The following is a 21,646-nucleotide window of genomic DNA, read 5'->3' as shown; positions in this document are numbered from 1 at the left end:
AGTTTGTGCGTTAAAGCGCAATAAAATGGGGAGCTTAGCTCCCCATTTTTATCTGTTTGCATTTCCCTGAGGGATGCGATTAATCCGCTAACAGACCACGACTACGTAGCAGCGGCTCAATGCCAGCTTCTTTACCACGGAAGTTTTTATACATCAGCATAGGATCGTCACTGCCACCCTTAGACAAGATGTTGTTACGGAAGGCATCGGCGGTCGCTTTATCGAAAATGCCATTTTCTTTAAAGGCTTCGAAGGCATCGGCGCCTAAAATATCTGACCAGAGGTAGCTGTAGTAACCGGCAGAATAACCGCCCGCGAAGATGTGCGAGAAGTAAGTACTGCGGTAACGTGGGCTGATCTCATTAATCAATCCCATGGCGGCTAAGGAGTCGGCTTCAAACTTGGCGGCATCCTTAGGCGTGGTATCGGTCAGGGTGTGCCAATCTAAATCGAGCTTAGTGGCGGCCATATATTCAACGGTCGCAAAGCCTTGGTTAAATTTGCTGGCGGCTTGGATTTTTTTCACCAGTTCCTGTGGGATCACTTCACCGGTTTTGTAGTGCTTAGCAAATTGCGCGAGCACTTCGGGCTGAGTCATCCAGTTTTCGTTGACCTGTGAAGGGAATTCTACATAGTCGCGAGGTACTGCCGTTCCGCCTTGAGAGCGATATTCAACATTGGATAACATGCCGTGCAGCGCATGACCAAACTCATGGAACAGGGTGCTGGCTTCATCGAATGTGAGCAACGCGGGCTCATTACCCGCTGGGCGAGGGTAGTTCAACACGTTGACAATAATGGGCTTAGAATCGACACCGTTCATATGATGGTATTGCTTGCGGAACGAGTTCATCCAAGCGCCGCCGCGTTTGCTATCACGGGTAAATAGTCACCCATAAAGATGGCCATAAGCTTGCCGTCTTTATCGTACACTTCCCAAGTGCGCACTTCGGGGTTGTATTTAGGTAAGTCGGTACGTTCTTTAAAGGTTAAACCATAGAGGCGATTGGCCGTGTAGAACACGCCTTTTAGGGTGCTGTCGAGGGAGAAATAAGGGCGAGTTTGCTGCTCGTTAAAGTTGTACTTCGCGACACGGATTTTGTCGGCATAGTATTCCCAATCCCAAGCTTGCAGCTTAAACTTGCCGCCTTGGTTGTCGATTAAGGCCTGCATATCTGCAACCTCAGCCTTGGCTTGGGCAAGGGCTGCTGGCCAGACTTTATTGAGTAAGCCATAGACATTTTCAGGTGTCTTAGCTGTACGCTCTTCTAACACAAAATTCGCATGGGTTTTATAGCCCATAAGCTGCGCTCGTTCGGCACGCAGCGCGGCAATTTTTGCCAGAATGACTTTGTTATCATTGGCATTATTGTTGTTACCTCGCTCGATATACCCCTTATAGAGCTTTTCGCGTAACTCGCGATTATCGGCATAGGTTAAAAACGGCGTGATAGACGGGCGTGAAGTGGTAAATACCCATTTGCCTTCATGGCCACGCTTTTTCGCGGTTTCGGCGGCAGTGGCAATCACATCGGCGGGTAAACCAGACAGGTCAGCTTGCTTATCAATCACTAGCTCGAAGGCATTGGTTTCGGCTAACAGATTGTCACCAAAGGCTAAGTTAAGCTTGCCGATTTCTTCATTCAGGGCGCGCAGCTTGGTTTTATCCTGCTCGCTGAGGTTAGCACCGCCACGGGTGAAGGATTTATAGGTGTCTTCGAGTAATTTGGCCTGCGCCGTGTTGAGCTTCAGGTTGTCTTTGTTGTTATAAACGGCTTTAACACGTTGAAACAGCTTATCGTTCAGTAAGATATCGTCTTCGGCAGACGATAACATTGGCGAGACTTCCTTGGAAATCGCTTGCAGATCAGGAGTAGTATCAGCGCCAGTTAAGTTAAAGAAAACGTTGGATACGCGGGTGACGAGATCGCCCGAAAACTCCATCGCTTCGATGGTATTGGCAAAGGTCGGTTTGTCTTTGTTATCGACAATCGCTTGAATTTCTTCGTGTTGCTGGGCGATACCAGCCTTAAATGCAGGGAGGAAATACTCGGGCTTAATCTTGTCGAAGGCCGGAATTTCCATAAACGTATCATAGGGTTTAAAGAAAGGGTTGCTGGCATTTTGGCTGATGATTTGCGCCGACATTGCATTCGGTGCGACTTTCGCCTGCGTCGTTGTATCGCTGTGCTGTGCACTACAGCCGCTTAAGGCGAGGGCGAGTGTGATAGCGCTAAAGGTCAGTTTGATTGCTTGCGGCTTAAGTGCCTGCGCGTTAAGGGCCTGTGATTTTAGGCTTAGTCCCTTCATGTCAATTCCCCGTTCGGTGATTATTATTCTGTTGGGTTAATGGTGTTAACAACCATTAAGCTTATTTTAAGCTGACTGTTTAGCATGTATTTGCCTAAGGGTTCCATCGATTTTGTGTTTTGTTTGTAACAAATGGTTAGCCTGCGGTTTTTAACGGGAGAACTATGGCAAACTGAGCCGTGCACCAAGGCAATATTTGGCAAAGGATAAAGCCATTGTCTTGGGGCGTTTTAATGTAAGTCCCTAATCATACAAATAATAAATAGGACCTCTATGGAATTGCCTCAGTTTAACTATACGTACCTCTGTCGTCGCTTTTCTTATTCCCTAATAGCCGCAGCGCTGTGGACATCAACGCAAGCTGTGGCCTCATCAACCTCACTCAGCCAAGATGCACTTAAGGTGACCGACTATGCGGTGAGCACCTATGATACGCAGATGGTCAAGAGTCTTGCTCACTTAGTCAGTTTTAATACCCAAGCGGTGGAGGGGCAAACGCCCGATACTAATCCTGCCTTTATTGGTTTTAAGTCGAGTTTAAAAAGCCTGAGCCAAGAACTCGGGCTCGATTATGCCGACCATGGTTATGTAGTATTGATTGGTCTTGATGCCAATGCTGTCGATGCCCAACGCTCACAGGGCGCTGAGAAGTTAGGCATAGTCACCCACGGCGATGTCCAGCCCGCCAATCCCGCGCTCTGGGCCAAAAGTCCCTATGTGCTGGATATCGAGTCTGAACCTGGCAAGCTGATAGGTCGCGGCACCGAAGATGATAAAGGCGCGATTGTCACCGCCATGTATGCGATGAAGGCCATCAAAGATAAACAACTCAAACGGGAAAAACGCATTGAGCTGTTGGTGTATTTAGCCGAAGAGTCAGATTGGGATCCACTAAAAGCTTTTTTAACCCATTACACTCCAGCGCAGATGAATATCACCATAGATGCTGAGTATCCTGTGGTCACCGCCGAAAAGGGGTGGAGTAAGATTGGCTTTACTGTACCGAATATCGAGTCAACGCAGGAGCCGGGCGCGGCAACGAATGTCCCTAGCTTAACGGCATTCTCCGGCGGCTATTTTGCCAGCCAAGTGCCGCAGCAAGCCGAGGCGCAAATTCATGCCATCACTCCAAGCTTGTTTGAACAATTACAAACGAGCGCCTCCAACCAGCTGGGGATGAAGTATCGATTCGAGCGCACTTGCGAGCAGGCCGCATGCGACTTGCATATTTTTGCAGACGGTAAGGCGGCCCATTCCTCTACGCCTGAAGATGGGGTGAATGCCGTGACGCATTTGGCCGCGTTACTGCAGCCATATACTTGGCCTAAAACCACGGCGGCACTTACTGTCGCCGCCATGAATGAGTTAGTGGGTTTGGGGATTTATGCCGAGCAGTTTGGTGAGCTGGCCTATAAAGATGATTTTATGGGCGCCTTAACGCTGGCTCCCACAGTCGTTGCGCAAACAAGCAAAGGAACGGAAGTCACCATTAATCTACGTCGCCCTGTGGGCAAAACGCCTGAGTTACTCTCAGCCCAAGCCAAGGACGCGCTGAACAAATGGCAAGCTCAGCATCAAGTCACACTCACCGATGTGGAAAGTTATTGGGGCGAGCCTATGGTGATGAAGGATGCGCCGCATCAGCAAACCTTACTCGATGTGTTTGCCCACTTTACCGGTATTGCGTCACCCAAACCTGTGGCCATTGGTGGCTCAACCAACAGTAAATTATTCCCCAACGCCTTAAGTTTTGGCCCCGCCATGCCGGGCGTGGAATACACGGGCCACACGGAGAAAGAATTTATTACCTACAAGCAGTTTATGCTGAATCTGAAAATGTACACCGCCGCCTTTATTGAGTTAACTGCCGCAAAATAGTGTGCTTACAAATGTGATTTATTGATTGAAGTGATGGGTGGAATATATCAGAGGGTGAAAGGTCGTTATCTCATACCGTAAGTTATCGGTTTATAAGAGCAAGGCGGTTAATCCGTGATTACCGCCATTGCTATTTAATCGTTAAAACAAGTGAATGCTGCAAGCTCTTGACTAGCATTGATTGCGATTGTTTTTCCAGTGACACGCCGTTCTTTTTATTGTCATCCCAAAACCACCGCCTTTGGCGGTGGTGATTGTCTCTTAAGGCTATTGCCTGAATTACACCCATGCTAAAAAAGACCTTCTTATACACCACAAGTAAGAGGAAACGAGAAATATGGGTGATTCCAGAAGTTCATCGCATTTTTACTGATATTGTAGTCGTAGATAAACAAGAGCTAGAGCATAAGGCTCAATAGAAGTTACAGATGAGGTAGATGTAAGGAAATAGCCCCTTCCAGGGGCAATTCAAAGCCGCCTTCTTCTTAGAAGGCGGATTTTACTTAATAAGAGATGTCTCTGTAGGTTCGACGGCAGCATCTGCAGCACTCGGACGTGTAAATGCCGCGTTCACATGGCCTATGATGTTCCCAACATCATAGAGACATTTCTCATATTCCCATGGGCTGATGTGAAAGAGCGGCCATGCCGCCAACGGTCACTGTTTCAACAATGACAATTTTGACTACTATTGAGCTGTTCATCTGGCTAAAAGCTTTTACCCAAATTTGCTAGCACTCGGATCGTAAATTGAAAATTTCCGAACGTCTACCCTATAAATTCTCATCTATTTGCCTAATGTTTGGCTCTTCCGTAAAGCGACTAACAAGGTATGGATATGGGGATACAGTCGTATTTAAATTTAGATATTTTTGAGTGTTTTTAAAGCAATTATTGTGCGCATTGACTCAACCGATAATAAAATTATATACAATCAATTGATTATGGAATCTATTTTTAATTAATAAGTTTGGGAAACGCGTATACGCGTTTTCTAGATAGTGTATTTAATAAAAAGCTGATAAGTTCTTTGCAATACAACCAATTAACAATGTGCATTTTTACGGTGCTATATGAGAACTGAGTACGACTTAAAATTAATGCAGTACGCCCAAGAAGCCCTTCTAGGAGAGGTGAATCCTTCCTTTAGGGCCTTGTCTTTTCAGTTATCTCCTGACGGCGAAGACTTTATTGCACGTTTTATATTCGATGGTGAGCCGAGTGAAAATGCCTTGGAAGTCGCTAGCGTTGTATTAACAAACATTATTGCAAACTATTCAAAGAATCATCGCAGCTATAAGGAAGAGATGTTAGCAATCCCATATCCAAATCAAATGGATCATCTTCCACTATTGGTTTATCTGCGCAACGAAGATGATTGGAATTCATGGTCCAAACTGTACAAAAACACTAACATGCAAAGGTAGCATCGCTCTGCGGGCTGGACGCGCTAACGCGCGCTGCTGCTTTGAGCGTTATGTGCCAGCAGAATTTAGAGGACGTGGAAATGTCAGATGAAAAAAGTTTAAATGCTCGAATTCCTGCGTACAAAAAAGCGTTCGCGAGTGGGGAGCTCCAAAAAACATATCAAAGCCTTGTTGGAATTGTACAAAATCTCAGAGCTGAATTTGATAAACATTACAAAGGCGAGTATTCAGTTGCAAATGTACTGCATGGTTATATCGATTTTACTTATTTTTATTTGCAAAACGATTTTCTTAAAAGACAGAAACTCAAGTTAGCGATCGTACTAAATCATCAAGAGGTGCGCTTCGAGCTTTGGCTGCTGGGGCAAACAAAAGATGTTCAGATTAGTTATTGGGAAAAGTTACAAGGCGTTAAGTGGGTGAATCATGATGTCATGCCAGAATGGTCAATCTTTGAAATTACAATGCTTCCCAGTCCCGATTTCGACAATGCCAAGATGTTATCCGAGTCAATTCACAGTGTGTTTTCTGACTTGTCCATGGAGATTTTTAACACATTGAAGGCATACGAATAATACACATTAAGGCTGGATACAAAAAATTGGCTTAGGTTTGCTTCTCGCTAAGTTGAGGGAGTTAGCTTATATAAATTGACCTACTATGAAGTTATTTTTACTGTTCTGATATTTTGTTATTTCCAATAAAAGACAACCTACTTGGTTTATATAAATCAGACTTCTTCGTCAAAGATGAAAATCATGGGTGGGTCATCAACAACAAATATCAGTGAATTGTTGAGCAGAACGTTGATACTCACTCTTATTACTAAGTTGGATAATGCTCGTGGTATACGATCAGGGTTTGAACCGTCACCAAAGATCTTACTCAATTCTCCTTTGCTCTATTGCTTAGCTGTTAACCACTCCTCAGTGCTGATAGCGCATTGCCCTCATCGTATAAATTGAGAAAGGACGAGCGATCGCATCTTAATGCGAGCTTGTTACCCCACCAAACTTGCACATTTTGCGTATTGCGAAACCGCTGCAGAAGGCACACAAATTTTTCCCTATGGTTTGAAATTTCGCACTGCCTGAATTTTGCACAAAAGTGAATGGTTTTTCGTTTAAATTTACATCTTGATCACAAGTCGGGCGGAAATACGTCGTTTTGATGATTTAAGCAGACTTAGTTTGATATATGTCACAATTTTTAATCTCCTACAGCCAGATTATTTACGGGGTATTAGACCGTTAAATTGAGTGGGAGTGTAAAATGAGACGTTCAAACTTTATCTTGTTGTTCCTAAGCCTATTTTTAATGGCTTGTGGTGGCAACGACAGTAATAACAGTCCTTCCCCCAATATCCCGACAACTGGTAATCCAACAGGCACACTGAGTATCGCGTTATCTGACGCCCCAATGAAAGGAGTGTCAGGGGTAATGTTGCAGTTAGATGAATTGGTGATGACTGATGAATCGAATGTTCAGCATCGTTATTCGCTGCAAGGTCAGCATGTGGATCTTATTGACTATCAAGGTCGCCACAGCCTGAAGGTGGTTGATGAGCTAACAATGCCTGTCGGTAACTATCACAATGTTTATATGTCCGTTATTCAAGGTGATGGTAACAACGGTTGCTATGTTGAAGATGGTCAAGGGATCCATGCGATGCAGGTTCAGGATGGTAGGATCCCACTGATGGACTTTGCGGTGGTCGCGAACCAACACCACAGCTTTACCGCTGAGATAGGACTTTATATGGGGCTTCATCAAGATCAGGAGTATAACTATACGTTAAGCCACCATGGAACTTGGTCGGTAAACAACCGATTTATGGGACATCTGCTTGGTGAAATGGACCCTCAATGGATAGCTGAATGTGAGGCTCAGAATTCAGCAATGCTTCCAATCAATAGTGAATACATGCACTTAGCTTATTTATATCCCAATACCGTGACCAGCCTTGCTCAGATGGGGGATGTTCATGATGTTATGTCTGCGGGGCATATTTCAGCAATCGCGGTTGCTCCATTAAAACAAGACAATGCCGGAAATTGGTACTTTGAGATGGGTTTTTTACCCGAAGGTACATATCGTGTGGGCTATAGCTGCTTAGGTGATTTGGATGAACCACACAGAAATGATATCAACAATGGCTTATTTACCATGTTTGCCGATGCTGGCACTGTGACAATTCACGCTGGCGCTAATGGCGGAAGTCAAACCGTGATGCAGTGCGGTAGGGGAAATGGCGGTCATCACGGAGGTTAATCGCCGATTTATAACCGTGTATGCCTCTTTCGGAGTCGGCTATGAAGTATTAGCTGCTCCGATAAGTGTATCTCTACATATATCGCTAGCTACATAGGTTCAAGGTCTATCTTAGGTTAAGAGTGAGCCGCTGAGCGGAAATTAATCAATCCCATGGGGCACTCGCTGTATTTCAGTCCTGCCTGTGTGCTAACTAAGATATTATCCCTAGGGCATGCTCGGAGTTGTTATATCCGCTTTTAACACTAAGAAAATCAAGAAAATAACGCCCAATAAAGGAAATAATCCCAGAACAGCGCCAAGCATCCCTGTAAGCTTAGGATTCGTGGTCTTTTTGCGGCCGAGTGAATAACTCAACATGCCGAAAAACATCATGCTAGCTAAGAGCAACAGCAAAATCAGCAAGAACATTGTCACAATAAATTCCTTTTTAATTCATATGTTAGAACTGGATAATAAAGAGCGAGTTAATGCTGAGTCAATTTTATTTATTAGGGTTGAGTGCTATGGCGGTGGGCAGTAAGTGAGTTTAACCTATTGCTGAGAGCATCCTAAAGGCCCATAAAGCAGCGGACATTGAATAAGATCTAAATGGTAATGTCCATCTAGCCATGCAACACGAACCCAAATCGATGATTCGCCTTCAGCATGTGATGTTCCCAACATTTTACGAATTTTAGAATGTAAATTTAATGAGAATTGTTATCATTTTTGTATTGATAATCATTTTCAGTTAAAATGCATCTCTCAAAAAACAATGATGGGGAATCATGATGCAAAAAACGCTGTTAGCGACACTCATAGCGAGTTTTTTATTCGTACCAGGTACCTATGCTAGTGAAGACAAGTCCGCGACCAATATTGAGGTCATTAGTATCAAGGGGAGTCGTTTAGATAAGGCCGCAACGGCAACAGGGTTACCCTTAACTTTGCGTGAAACACCGCAATCAGTCACTATTATCGACCAAGAGTTTATTCAGAGTTTCTCACTGAACAATATTGCTGATTTAATGTTTTTAACCCCAGGGATTTATGCTCAAAAAGCCGAAACCAACCGCTATTTCTTTAGCTCCCGTGGTAATCCCATTACTAATTTCCAGTTTGATGGCGTACCCGTTAACTATTCGAGTTTCTTTAATGACGCCTCAACTGACACCATTCTATTTGACCGCGTAGAAGTTGTCCGTGGCGCAACCGGACTCCTAACGGGGGCAGGTGAACCATCGGCGGCAATTAACCTTATCCGTAAACGTCCTAAAGCAATGCCTAGTGGCTATGTCAGTGCAAAAGTCGGTTCATGGGATAGCTACCGTGTTGAAGGTGATGCCTCTGTTGATGTGACGGATAGTGGTGTTGTGCAAGCTCGTTTTGCCGCTGCCTATGAAAAATCAGATAGTTATATTGATCTTGCCAAAGATGAAAATCTCCAAGTTTATGGAGTGCTCACTGCAAGACTCGGTGACAATACCTTATTTACCCTAGGTGCCGATTACAGTGACCGTGATCCTAAAGGCTCAACTTGGGGTGGTATCCCGTTATTTTATGCGGATGGCAGCTTAGCCAATGATCTACCTCGCTCGACCACCACAGCAGCCTCTTGGTCTAGTTGGCAGCGGAATGGCGCGAATGTCTTTGCCACGCTTGAACATGATTTTGATAATAATTGGGACGTTAAATTTGATGTTGAACATCGTGAAGATGAGATGGATGGACACTTACTTTATCTCTATGGTGCGCCGGATAAAACGACTGGGTTAGGTATGAAATCATCGGCGATGATCTACCAATCGACCCGTAAACAAGATGCCGCACGACTATTTGCCTCTGGCCCATTTGAGCTCTTTGGCCGCGAGCATAAATTGACTGCTGGTTTATTGTATTCTAAGCAAGATACGACTGCAGATTCCTATTATCCATTGAATAGTTTAAGTATTGGTAACTTCTTCGAATGGGATGGCTCAATTGCGGAACCTAATTATCCGTCGACGCCAATCTATCAGGAAGGTGAGGAAACTCAAAAAGGGGCCTATCTCGCGACCCAAATTAATTTACATGATCAATGGATGTTGTTACTGGGTGGCCGCATTAGCCAATATAAATTTGAATCAAACGCGGCGGATGACTACAACAATAGTGATGTTTTTACACCTTATGCCGGCCTTATATATAACCTGAACGATAGCATCTCGATTTACACCAGCTATACCGAAATTTTCCAGCCACAGGATGCAAAAGACGCGAACAATAAGCGCTTAGATCCAATGACGGGGAACAATATTGAACTGGGGGCAAAAGGCGATTTCTTCGATGAGAAGTTGACCGCCAGTGTTGCGGTATTTAAAGTCCAAAAAGAAAATGTGGCAGAACGTGACCCAAATTATCCTACGCCTTTGCCCGATGGTAGCTATCCAATGCGTGGAGTGGAGGGGACCAGTAACCAAGGTTACGAAGTTGAGCTAAACGGTAAACCAACAGAAAATTGGGATCTGTTTTTCAGCTATACCTATAGCAAGTCAGAAGATAGGGATGGGGCAGCCTTTAGCACTCACTTACCTAAGGAGCTGGTGCGTTTATCCTCACTTTATCACTTTGATGGTGCACTCGCTGATTTAACTGTTGGCGGTAACTTAAGCTGGCAGAGTAAAATTTACAAAGATAATGCAGGTCCTAATGGTGAGCGTTCCGAGCAAGACAGCTATTACCTAGTTAATCTGATGACAAGCTATCAACTGACAGATGATGCTAAAGTTCAGCTAAATATCAATAATTTATTTGATAATAAATATTACTCCAGCATTGATTTTTACAATCAAGGTTTCTTCGGTGAACCTCGAAAGATTGAGTTAAACTTAAGCTACAACTTTTAAATAATCTTCCCTGTATCCTAGAGCTGTTAATGCCGTGTCCATTAAGACACGGCATTAGCATAACTAAGTGACAGGTGATAACTGGATGTTACGTCCAACATTCGCTGAAAATAACAACCTGCTTTTGCTGGTGTGTTGACTCTTGCTGAGGAGAGTCAATATCCGCGGCTTAGCTTGAATGCTCTATATCGAGCAGCTTGGCTATTAGCCTTATCACTCCTATCCAACCTTTTTACATAACGCTTGTATGCCAATCAGCGATTAGTAACCTACGGCTTCGCTACCCGAATGACGGGGGTCGGTGGCGCCAAAAATCCCTTGGTCTGTCACCATAATAGATTGAGTGCTCCCCATGGCCGATTGTACTTTCACCTTATGGCCTTTGGCTTCGAGTAACGAAATGGTATCGCGGTTTAGGCTGGTTTCGACCCTCAACTCATCGGGCAGCCATTGGTGGTGTATCCGCGCGGCATTGCTGGCTTCGGCAATGTTTAAGCCGTGGTCAATCACATTCATAATGATTTGCAGCGTGGTGGTAATGATGCGTGAACCGCCTGGACTGCCTGTCACTAAGAAGGGTTTGCCGTCTTTCACCACTATGGTTGGGCTCATTGAACTCAACGGACGTTTATTACCTTCTACCGCGTTGGCATCGCCCCCCACTAGACCATAACCATTAGGCGTGCCGGGTTTAGCGGAGAAATCATCCATTTCGTTATTGAGTAAAATCCCTGTACCTTTTGCGACTAAACCCGAGCCGTAGCTGAAGTTTAAGGTGTAAGTGTTAGATACCGCATTGCCCCATTTATCTACCACCGAAAAGTGCGTGGTTTGGTCGCTCTCATAGGGTGCCAGATTGCCGGGTTTGATTTCGGTACTGGGCGTAGTTTTGTTCAGCGCAATTTGGCTTGCGATTTTTTGAGCGTAGTCCTTATCCATTAGCTGCTTGAAGGGCACCTTATAAAAATCGGGATCGCCTAAATATTCGCTGCGATCGGCGTAGGCATGTTTCATGGTTTCGGCCATCACATGAATCGTTTGCGCCGTGTTGTGGCCGAATTTATCGATAGGGAACTGCTGTAGTACATTGAGCATCTCGATAATGTGCACGCCCCCCGAAGATGGTGGTGGCATAGAGACCACGTCATATCCGCGGTATTGGCCACGAACCGGTTCACGTTCGACAGCCTTATAGTGCTTTAGATCTTCTAAGGTCATGATACCGCCAGCTTCTTGCACAGCTTTAACCAGTTTTTCTGCAGTTTCACCTTCGTAGAACCCTTTAATGCCTTTCTCTGCAATCAGTTGCAGGGAGTGGGCGAGTTCCGGCTGCTTTAAAATATCATCCACTTGGTAGTCGCTACCGTCGGCCTTATAGAAGATGGCTGCCGTGCTTGGCCATTGGCTCATACGGCGCTTTAAGCCTGCAAGGGATACCGCCAGGTCTGGTGTTACGCTAATTCCATCCTGCGCCATTTTGATGGCTGGCGCCGTGACTTGCGCCATCGTCATAGTGCCATATTTTTCAAGGGCTAAACTCATGCCCATCACAGTGCCTGGCACGCCGATAGCTAAGCCATGTTCACGGCTTAATTTAGTCACCACATCGCCATTCTCATCGAGGAAAATATCTTTTTTCGCCTTTGATGGAGCCATTTCGCGGTAATCGATGGCGATGGTTTTATTTTCTTTAGCCAGATGGACGAGCATAAAACCACCGCCACCAATATTGCCTGCGCGGGGTAAGGTCACGGCTAAACTAAATGCTACCGCCACCGCAGCATCGACGGCATTGCCACCTTGTTTCAATATTTCGATACCAGTGCGACTAGCCAGAGTTTCTTGGCTGGCGACCATGCCATGTTTTGCCCATACGGGTTGTGCCGTGGCCATTTGGCTGAAAATCGAAGGCTCTTCAGCATGGATAGTGGGCGAAGACAGCAAAGGCAGTGCCATGGCGATGGCGAGAATAAGAGGTCTAAATGATCCTGTGCGGCGCATATTCAATCCTGAATTTATTTTCATTTTGGCTATGCAATGTGCCGAGAATTAGGCTTAATTGCAACCTTGGATCTTGCTTAGTGTGTTTAACGGATAAGAATTCATCTAATGAGACAACTCATTTTTGCCTTTGCAAGCGCAGCAAAGAGTATCGCCGTCGAAAGTTGGGACCGATTGCTGGGAAAGGACAATCCCTTCAGCCGTCACGCCTATTTGCTCAGCTTAGAGCAGAGTTTATCGGCCTGTGCCGCCACGGGGTGGCGTCCCTGTCATTTGTGCGTGTTTGATGCTAGTGGCAGTGAATTGGCGCAAGAATGTGAAAAATATGCCGTGGTTGTTAGCTCCAAGGATGCCGCAGATTTTATCGATTTGCCGCTGCTGGCTCTGATGCCCCTCTATCAAAAGTCCCACTCCTACGGTGAATATGTGTTTGATTGGGCCTGGGCGCAAGCCTATGAGCGCCATGGTCTTGATTATTATCCCAAGCTATTAAATGCCATTCCGTTTACACCTGTGCAGGGGCGGCGGATGGGACTGTCGCCAATGCTTGTGGCTGAGGAGGCAAAGCATATAAGTGCTGCCATGTTTGCCTGTTTAAATGGGCAATTAAAGAATGCAGATGCGCCTATATCCTCTTGGCATTGTTTATTTGTAGCGCCTTCACAGCAAACTCTGATTGAACAAGCATCAAATAACATGTTTCTTCGGCGTTTAAGTACTCAGTTTCATTGGCATAATCGTGGCTATGACGACTTTGAGGCGTTTTTAGCCGCGCTCACCTCCCGTAAACGCAAAAACATCCTTAAGGAGCGCGCCCAATTACAACCCTATGGCTTGCAATATGAATTTGTCGCTGGAAGGGATATTACCAGCCACCAATGGCAATGTTTTATCGAATGTTATCAACTAACCTATCTTAAACGCTCCGGCCATAGAGGCTATTTAACCCCAACATTTTTTAACATGATTGCCGAGCGGTTGGCCGAGCAGATTGTGCTGTTAGTGGTGAGCGATGCTAAAGGGCAGATGATTGCGGGCGCGCTGTATTTTACGGGCAGCAACGAGGAAGGGCAGACATGCCTGTTTGGTCGTTATTGGGGCAGTATTGTCGAGCTTGAGGGATTACACTTTGAGGCCTGTTATTATCAGGGCATTGAATACTGTATAACACATGGGATTGATCTATTTGATGCAGGCGCGCAGGGGGAACATAAAGTGCTGCGCGGGTTCGAGCCTGTAGCACTCTATTCCTACCACAATATTGCCCATCCTGAATTTAAGCGGGCGATCGCACATTTTACCGAGGAGGAAGTTGCGCAAATGGAAGTGTATATGCAGCAGATGCGTGAGGTGTTGCCCTATAAAAAAGGCCAATAACCACCATAAACGTAAAGCGTTGCGTCAACAAATGCGTTGGAGCGACGCGAATGGGTCTACACAAAAGAGTGATGTACTAAGCACATATCACTCAAGAGTGAATATTTGATTAGCTCACCGCTAACCAGATCCCAACGCCAATCATTAGGCTACCGGCAATTCGATTTAACCAACGAATATTATCGCCGCGACTTAAAAAGATCCTCAGACTCTTACCGCCACTGGCGTAGGCCAACATGGAGGTAAACTCTGTCACCATGATAATGCTAAGCAGGGCGAGGAGCTGCGGCGCGACCTCGCGCTCGGCATTAATAAATGGCGGCAGGAGCGATACCATAAACGCCCAACCCTTAGGGTTAGCGATGGCGGTAATAAAACCCTGTGATATCAGCGTGAAGTTACTGGCTCTTGGGTTAGTGTCATCATCGCTGAGCATGGCCATTTTGCCTCGAGCGCGCCACATCTGCACGCCGATATACCCTAAGTAGATGCCGCCAACCCATTTAAATACCTGAAAAACCTCAGGATAGTTAAGCATAATGCTAGCCGCGCCCATGACGGCTGCGGTGGCGACCAAGGCCACACCCACAAGCTCACCGAGCATCATCCACAGGGTGCGGCGCACACCTATGCTCATCCCAAGCGTCATGGCGAGTGTCATACACATACCTGGAGTGATAGAAACAAAGAAGAAAGTCGGGATAAACACTGCGAGTAAGGCAAAATCTGGCATGGTCTAAGCGGTCTAATAGAGTAGTTAAGGAACGCTAGTGTAATGAAAATGGCAGGGTTAGCCAATGCGCTAGATGGCACTCTCTGGCGAGAATTGCCTCACTCGTTAGTGAGTCATGTTAAATCGGCTTTGGCTCAATGGTTTTCCACTCATGGGCTCTCTTACCGCAGCGTTTGATTGGTTATCTTGTTATTTTAAGCTTTGGCCGATTTAGGACGCTGTGATAAAAGGAGCAGAATAATTGCATCTAATTTGTTATCGAGCTTGAATTAGTGATAGTCGATTGTTAGGGTTGCGTCATTATAGCAAGGGTTAAATGTTGAGCTTAGATGACAGAAATGCAAAAAATGTTGGCGGGTCAACCCTATGAAGCATCGGATGAAACCTTAGTCACCGAAAGAATGCGGGCTAAATTGATCTGTCATCGATTTAATCATGCCGATCCCACTCTGCTTGATGCCCGCATGGCCCATTTACGCGAGCTACTAAACTGTCAGTGCGACTCGGCGTGACCATTGGTGATAACTGTGTGATTGGCGCGGGAAGTGCGGTTAATAGAGATATTCCGACCAATAGTGTAGCCGTTGGTAACCCCTGCAGGGGCATTAAGCAAATCAGTGACCCTGTGCCGCAGCCTGTAGTGGGGTTTAACGTCGCAGGGGCTAAAGTCGACGCCGAGTTTGGGCACGTATTATGGCGTAGGTTAATGGCCAGTGGCTTTTAGCTTTAATAGTTAGCCCGTAAACTTTTTATTTTTATCGCGTTAGCACTTGTAAGGTTGATTACCGATTGAAGACATTCATTTTGCCATTCAGGCTCCTAAGACCAAGCCATATTGCGCTGCTGTGCGCGGCCATTATCTTCTGGCTAACGGGTGCCTTAGGCCAAACCTTATTTAGCTTACAGCCTGAGAATATCACCTTAATTTGGTTGCCCTCAGGCATTGCCTTAGTGATGTTACTCATGTGGGGGCATAAAGCATTAGTGCTTATTTTCCTTGGTAGTTTTACCTTGAATTTTCAAGGCATGTTGCAAGATGACTCCCTCTCTCTTTCGGTGTTACATACCTCTATTGCGGCATTGATTGACACGCTGGCTCCCGCGATGTCGATGTTGTTATTGCAACGCTTCTTGCCCCAGGGCACAGGAAGTGCGAATGACTTGATGAAATTTGTGGTAGTGGCGGGGATCATTCCGATTTTCGTCTCGAGCGCCCTTCTATCGAGCAACCTAGTGTTTGGTGACTATATATTACCGAGTGCGTTTTGGAGTATGGGGCAAATGTTCTTCTTTGCCGATATTCTTGGAATTGTGTTGGTGTATCAGCTCTATGCCGGTTGGGTGGAACCCAATGCACTTAATATTGCTAAAAAGCGTCATATTCTTCTGCCCTTGATTGGCTTGCCACTATTTTGTTTGATTGGCGTAAGATTCGATTTAGGCTGGTTGTTTTACGTTATTCCGCCGCTTTTGGTGGTACTTTCCTTTGAGGTAACGCGTTTTTATCTTGCGTTATTTAGCAGCGCCTCCATGCTGTTTATAATTTTAGCGACGGCGCAGGGCTATGGCCCGTTTATCAATGCCACGCCTTTTCAAACCAATGCCGAAATGATGGCCTTTGTGTTGTCTTCGGCATTAACGGTTTTTGGCGTGTCATTGCAGCGGGCGCAGCTGCGCCGCTCGGAGAAAGATAAGCAAACCGCAGTGCAGGAGGCGCTCTACGATCCGCTCTCTGGTTTGTTAAACCGCCGTGGTTTTATGCCGCAGCTAACAAGTTTAACTGGCACGTCGACGCGTTATTCGGTCGCCATGTTGGACTTAGATAACTTTAAGATGATCAACGACACCTATGGCCACAGCGTAGGCGATAGGGTGATCCAGTTATTGGCGCAGCTTATTCATAATCACAGCCGTAGTCAGGATATTGCCGCGCGTTTAGGCGGCGAAGAGTTTGCCTTTGTGCTTAAGGATATTGATGCGGCGCAAGTGTTAACTGTGCTTGAGCGTATTCGAAGCACTTTTGCTGAAATGTCGATAGCAGCCGAAGAACACACGATTTACTGCACTGTGAGTATTGGTTGGGTGGAATATCAGCAAGGCATCTCTGGGGAATCGCTGCTACATTTGGCGGACAAGGCCTTGTATCAAGCCAAGGCAAAGGGCAAAAACATGATTGTAAAGTATTAAGCTTAAGGGCAATGCCAAGAGATTTTGTTTGACTAGCGATGCTCAAGCGGACTATCTCTAAAGGGCGATACTCGTAAGGGCATAATCGAAAGGCTATACGCGAAGAGTGGTAAACAACGGGTGACGATAAGGCATAAAAAACGGTACGCTTTGCGTACCGTTTTTCTTTCTGATGAGATTAAAGGTAGCGGTTACAGTACGCCGCGGCGCATTTGATCGCGTTCAATCGATTGGAACAGGGCGGTAAAGTTACCTTCACCAAAACCTAAGTTGTTCTTACGTTGAATGATTTCGATAAAGATCGGGCCGAACAGGTTCTTAGTGAAGATTTGCAATAAATAGCCTGATTCATCGCCGTCCACCAGAATTTGGTGATGCTTAATACGCTCACGGTTTTCAGTCACTTGCGGAACTTTATCGAAAATGGTGTCGTAATATTCGGGAATAATATCCAAGCATTGGATCGAGCTACCTTCCATCGCATCCAAGGATTTAACGATATCACGGCTTCTAAAGGCTAAGTGCTGTACGCCAGGACCATTGTATTCCTTCAGGTATTCATCGATTTGGTTCTTATCGTTGCCTTTTCCTTCGTTAATTGGGATACAGAAACTGCCATCGGGTGAGCGCAGGGCGTAAGACACCAGTGCGGTTTGTACGCCGCTGATGTCGAAGTAGCGTACTTCGGTAAAACCAAAGATGTTTTTGTAGAAGTTCGCCCAATGTTCCATGGTGCCTTTGTAGACGTTATTGGTTAAGTGGTCTACTTCGACAAAGCCTTTCTCTTGGGTGATCACTGGCTCGCTTAAGTCTTCAAAGTCAGTGGCATAGATATTGTTATCGGCACCGAAGGTGTCGATAAAATAAATTAAGCTGTCGCCAATACCGTAAATTGCAGGATAGGGCAGATCCTTGGCCGAATCGGCCACGGCTTTGGCGCCGCGCTCTACCGCCACACGGTGAGCAAAGCTGGCATCTTCTACGCGCCAACCCATAGAGCTAATGGCAGGGCCGTGGGATTTGGCAAATTCTGCCGAAAACCCTTCGCGCTCATTGTTAAGCAGGAAGTTAATATCATTTTGTTTGTAGTACAAAATGTCTTTATTCTTGGCTTTTTTCAGCAGTGAAAAACCAAAGTCGATAAACACTTTGTGCATAAAATCGCTGTCGGGGCTGGCAAATTCGGTAAATTCGATACCGAGTAAGCCCAGTGGATTGAGTTCGCTTGCCATGATCTGTTCCTCTTGATTAATTCAACACGCAGTCACTCTTGTTGCCTTGTTCTCTGTGGTGACTTACGGCTAGTCGGCTTAGTTAAGCCATTCACTCTTGCTGCGGTGCAGCGTTAGTTTTCTAGCCAGGAGCGGTTGTAGTCTTTACTCATGCAATTTTGCACATGTTCGGTTAATTTCAGTGGGGCGAAGGTGTCCACCATCACTGCATATTCGTAGGTTTCTTTTTTGCCAATCGAGGCTTCGGTCCGGCCGGGTTGTGGGCCGTGTGCTACCCCTTTTTGATGTAGGGTGATGTAACCTGCTTCAATTCCTGTACGACTCATAAAGTCGCCATCGACGTAGTAAAGCACTTCGTCACTATCAATATTGTTGTGATAGTAAGGCGCAGGAATGGCGCGCTCGTGGAAGTCGTAGGGGCGTGGCACAAAGTTGCATACCACAAAGTTATGGGCTGTAAAAACTAAGTGATCCGAAGGCGGTAAATGGATTTTGCCCACCTTAGGCGCATATTCAGTGATGTTAAATGCCCAGGGGTAAACGCAGCCGTCCCAACCCACTAAATCAAAGGGATGCCACTCTAAGGTGGTCAGTTGGTACTTATCACCAAATTTACACACCAGCGGGAAAGCGCCACGCTCAACCACGGCATCTTGTAATACGGGCGTACGTAAGTCGCGCTCACAGTAGGGTGCAGACTCAAGTAATTGACCGTATTCATTACGGAAATGTTTTGGCACTTCCACCATTGAAAAGGCTTCAATCACGAATAAGCGCACATTGTTGTAGTCGTTAAATTTGAGCTGATGTGTGGTGCCGCGTGGGATCACTAAGTAGTCCCATTTCTTGATCTCTAGGGTGCCATATTCACTGTAGAGTGTGCCTTCACCTTCATGTACAAACACCACTTCATCGGCGTAGGCATTGCGGTAAAACTCAGCGGTGTCTTGGGTGACTTTTGCGGTGTAAAGTGCCACATCATTGTTATAGAAGATTTTATTGCGGGCGCTAAAGAAGTTGCCTTCGCGATCGGCCGTGCGAGAGTCCAATTTATAATTTTGAACTAATGAATCTTCCCATTGGGCACCGTGACCGAGGCGGTAAGGCGCGACTTCCAATGCCTTAGTCGGCATATTGTGGTGATATTTATTCGAATAAATATTGGAAAAACCATGGGTTGAAAACAGCTCCTCACGGTATAGCTCGCCGTTTTCTTTCTCAAATGCGATATGGCGCTTATGGGGGACTTGGCCTTGTTTCACATAAAATGGCATGGTGATTCCTTCAAAGTTGCGCTGCAGGCTTGCCTACACCGCGAGTCGTTATGCTGCAAGTTGCATTAGTGTGATCTTCTTATCAATTTAGTTGCTTGAATGAACAAAAAAAAGAATAATAAATTTGTTATCTCAATCTAAAAATTAGATGGTATTAACTGCTTTACGCTTCGTAGCGTTTCCGTGACATGTTAATGAGAGCTTAGGAGTCCCCATGCGCATCGATATTGATGCTTTTAATGTGCTACAAGTGCTGGTGGAAGAGGGCAGTTTTGCTAAGGCTGCCGAGCGTTTACATAAGGCGCAGTCTGCGGTTAGCTATCAGGTTAAAAAGCTGGAGGAACACTTAGGTGTGCAACTTTTTAGCCGGGATCAATATCGCGCTGAGTTGACGAGTGAAGGGCGGGTGATTTTGGCCGAGGGACAAAGATTGTTACAACATCTTGCCAATATTGAACATTTGGCCAGCCGTTTCAGTGAGGGTTGGGAGCCAAAATTAGAATTAGTGATCGATGGCGCCTTGCCGATGGAGCCGATTATGACGGCCCTCAAAAGGATGGCTGAGCATCAAATCCCGACAAAAATTCAGCTCAATATGGAGTTTCTGGGCGGTGTACAGCACAGATTCGAGCGCGATAATGCGGACTTGATGTTGGTTAAGGATTACCGCACCGGCCCCTATTATTATCCACAACCACTCCCAGCGATAACCAGTGTGCTGGTGACGAGTGCTTCGCATCCTCTGGCTCAGTTAAAAAAAATCAGTTTATCCGAGTTACAACAGCATGTTGAACTGACCATCGAAGATTCCTCTCCCAATAAGACCTATCGAGATGAGCTGCAATTTGGCGGCGATAAAGTGTTTTATCTTTCTGGTTTTATTATGAAAAAAAACGCCTTATTGAAAGGGCTTGGCTTTGGCTGGCTGCCGGATTTTCTGGTACAGGAAGAGCTTTTGAGCGGTGAGTTAGTGGAAGTCGACTTTGTCGGTGGCAGTCGCTATACCTTTATTCCCCAATTAGTCTCGACCCTTGAGCGCCCCTTAGGTCGTGCTGGCAAGCTTTTTACTGAGTTGATCCTAGAAGAATTTGCTAAAGCAGGTCAGTTTAATGGGGTGGGATTAGGTTAATCCTCTGCTACTTGTCATCTTTTGAAACAACTTACTGACGCAACCTTGAGATAAAAACGATCGCCTTTTGACATTTTATGTCATAAAGTGAGTCCAATATCGTGGCACTGATGATTTCGACTCGCCACATAAATTGGACCGACAGAGTAAAGGGGAATTGTATGTCTAGACGTTGCCATGAAGTGGACTATGAAATCATCGGTCATAGTATGCAGCTGGTTGAGGTGGAACTCGACCCAAATGAAACCGTTATCGCTGAAGCTGGTGCAATGAATTATCTGGAGCAGGACATCAGCTTTGAAGCCAAAATGGGTGATGGCTCCGAGCCTGAATCTGGCTTTTTTGGCAAGTTGATGGGGGCGGGTAAACGTGTGCTTACGGGTGAAAGCATCTTTATGACGCACTTTACAAACCTTGGACATCAGAAACGTAAAGTGGCGTTTGCCGCGCCATACCCTGGGACGATTTTGGCTATCGATCTCGCCCAATATGGTGGAGAGCTGATTTGTCAGAAAGATAGTTTCCTCGCCGCCGCCCTAGGGACTCGAGTGAGCATGAAGTTTAATCGCCGCCTAGGCACGGGCTTTTTCGGCGGTGAAGGTTTTATTCTGCAAAGCTTGCAGGGCGATGGCATGGCGTTTATCCATGCGGGTGGCACTTTAGTAAAGAAAGAACTGAGAGGCGAAACCTTACGTGTCGATACCGGATGCCTCGTCGGTTTTACCTCGGGCATTGACTACGATATCGAGCGTGCGGGTTCATTAAAATCGATGTTTTTGGGCGGTGAAGGGCTATTTTTAGCCACATTAAAAGGCCATGGCACAGTGTGGTTGCAGAGTCTTCCGTTCTCGCGGATGGCTGATCGCATTATTGCTCACGCTCCTTCTGCTGGTGGTAGCGATCGCGGTGAAGGTTCAGTCCTCGGCGGGCTTGGTCGTATGCTTGATGGACGCTAACTGA

The 21,646-nt window shown here is 45.9% G+C and carries 13 protein-coding genes and 2 pseudogenes; 10 read left to right on the top strand and 5 right to left on the bottom strand.

Annotated elements, in window-relative coordinates:
- Positions 1-79: 79 nt before the first annotated feature.
- Positions 80-2,310, bottom strand: a pseudogene (locus tag ACK5NH_RS03280) (M3 family metallopeptidase).
- 273 nt (positions 2,311-2,583) lie between these two features.
- Between ACK5NH_RS03280 and ACK5NH_RS03275 the strand changes: the two are divergent.
- The 5 genes from ACK5NH_RS03275 to ACK5NH_RS03255 all read left to right on the top strand — a co-directional run bounded on the left by ACK5NH_RS03275 (position 2,584) and on the right by ACK5NH_RS03255 (position 10,753).
- Positions 2,584-4,188, top strand: coding sequence for a dipeptidase (locus tag ACK5NH_RS03275; protein ID WP_416917782.1), 1,605 nt, complete (start codon positions 2,584-2,586; stop codon positions 4,186-4,188).
- A gap of 1,073 nt (positions 4,189-5,261) precedes the next feature.
- Entirely contained in the window at positions 5,262-5,615 is a 354-nt protein-coding gene (locus ACK5NH_RS03270) for a hypothetical protein (protein ID WP_416917781.1), read from the top strand.
- Between the two features lie 80 nt (positions 5,616-5,695).
- Positions 5,696-6,190, top strand: a complete 495-nt coding sequence (locus ACK5NH_RS03265) for a DUF7000 family protein (protein ID WP_416917780.1) — start codon at positions 5,696-5,698, stop codon at positions 6,188-6,190.
- Positions 6,191-6,887: 697 nt separating this feature from the next.
- Positions 6,888-7,886 carry a DUF4382 domain-containing protein gene (locus ACK5NH_RS03260; RefSeq protein ID WP_416917779.1) on the top strand — a complete coding sequence of 333 codons (999 nt, stop codon included), beginning with the start codon at positions 6,888-6,890 and terminating at the stop codon, positions 7,884-7,886.
- A 773-nt stretch (positions 7,887-8,659) separates the two neighbouring features.
- A complete protein-coding gene (locus tag ACK5NH_RS03255; RefSeq protein ID WP_416917901.1) occupies positions 8,660-10,753 on the top strand; it encodes a TonB-dependent siderophore receptor in 2,094 nt (697 codons plus the stop codon).
- 261 nt (positions 10,754-11,014) lie between these two features.
- Here the strand turns inward: ACK5NH_RS03255 and ggt are convergent, their stop codons facing one another.
- Positions 11,015-12,754 carry a gamma-glutamyltransferase gene (gene ggt, locus ACK5NH_RS03250; RefSeq protein WP_416917778.1) on the bottom strand — a complete coding sequence of 580 codons (1,740 nt, stop codon included), beginning with the start codon at positions 12,752-12,754 and terminating at the stop codon, positions 11,015-11,017.
- Positions 12,755-12,862: 108 nt separating this feature from the next.
- Between ggt and ACK5NH_RS03245 the strand changes: the two genes are divergently transcribed.
- On the top strand, positions 12,863-14,131 hold the full coding sequence (locus ACK5NH_RS03245; RefSeq protein ID WP_416917777.1) for a GNAT family N-acetyltransferase: 1,269 nt from the start codon (positions 12,863-12,865) through the stop codon (positions 14,129-14,131).
- 109 nt (positions 14,132-14,240) lie between these two features.
- On the opposite strand, the gene ACK5NH_RS03240 is transcribed toward ACK5NH_RS03245, so the two are convergent.
- A complete protein-coding gene (locus ACK5NH_RS03240) occupies positions 14,241-14,864 on the bottom strand; it encodes a LysE family translocator (protein ID WP_416917776.1) in 624 nt (207 codons plus the stop codon).
- Positions 14,865-15,193: 329 nt separating this feature from the next.
- Here ACK5NH_RS03240 and ACK5NH_RS03235 point away from each other — a divergent pair.
- Both ACK5NH_RS03235 and ACK5NH_RS03230 read left to right on the top strand, forming a co-directional pair.
- Positions 15,194-15,483, top strand: a pseudogene (locus ACK5NH_RS03235) (maltose acetyltransferase domain-containing protein); the annotation flags it as partial.
- Between the two features lie 170 nt (positions 15,484-15,653).
- Positions 15,654-17,051, top strand: a complete 1,398-nt coding sequence (locus ACK5NH_RS03230; RefSeq protein ID WP_416917775.1) for a diguanylate cyclase domain-containing protein — start codon at positions 15,654-15,656, stop codon at positions 17,049-17,051.
- 191 nt (positions 17,052-17,242) lie between these two features.
- On the opposite strand, the gene hppD is transcribed toward ACK5NH_RS03230, so the two are convergent.
- Positions 17,243-18,283: a 4-hydroxyphenylpyruvate dioxygenase gene (hppD, locus tag ACK5NH_RS03225; protein WP_011623053.1), complete on the bottom strand. Its 1,041-nt coding sequence runs from the start codon at positions 18,281-18,283 to the stop codon at positions 17,243-17,245.
- A gap of 113 nt (positions 18,284-18,396) precedes the next feature.
- The gene (locus ACK5NH_RS03220) at positions 18,397-19,557 is read right to left on the bottom strand and encodes a homogentisate 1,2-dioxygenase (protein ID WP_416917774.1); all 1,161 of its coding nucleotides are present in this window, start codon (positions 19,555-19,557) and stop codon (positions 18,397-18,399) included.
- Positions 19,558-19,771: 214 nt separating this feature from the next.
- On the opposite strand from ACK5NH_RS03220, the gene ACK5NH_RS03215 reads away from it, so the two are divergent.
- Together ACK5NH_RS03215 and ACK5NH_RS03210 are read left to right on the top strand one after the other, a co-directional pair.
- The gene (locus ACK5NH_RS03215) at positions 19,772-20,686 is read left to right on the top strand and encodes a LysR family transcriptional regulator (RefSeq protein ID WP_416917773.1); all 915 of its coding nucleotides are present in this window, start codon (positions 19,772-19,774) and stop codon (positions 20,684-20,686) included.
- Positions 20,687-20,847: 161 nt separating this feature from the next.
- Positions 20,848-21,642, top strand: coding sequence for a TIGR00266 family protein (locus tag ACK5NH_RS03210; protein ID WP_416917772.1), 795 nt, complete (start codon positions 20,848-20,850; stop codon positions 21,640-21,642).
- The last annotated feature ends 4 nt before the right edge of the window (positions 21,643-21,646 follow it).

Source organism: Shewanella sp. (assembly GCF_047975355.1).
In the GTDB taxonomy this organism is placed as follows: Bacteria; Pseudomonadota; Gammaproteobacteria; order Enterobacterales; family Shewanellaceae; genus Shewanella.
This window is presented reverse-complemented; position numbering and strand designations above follow the sequence as displayed.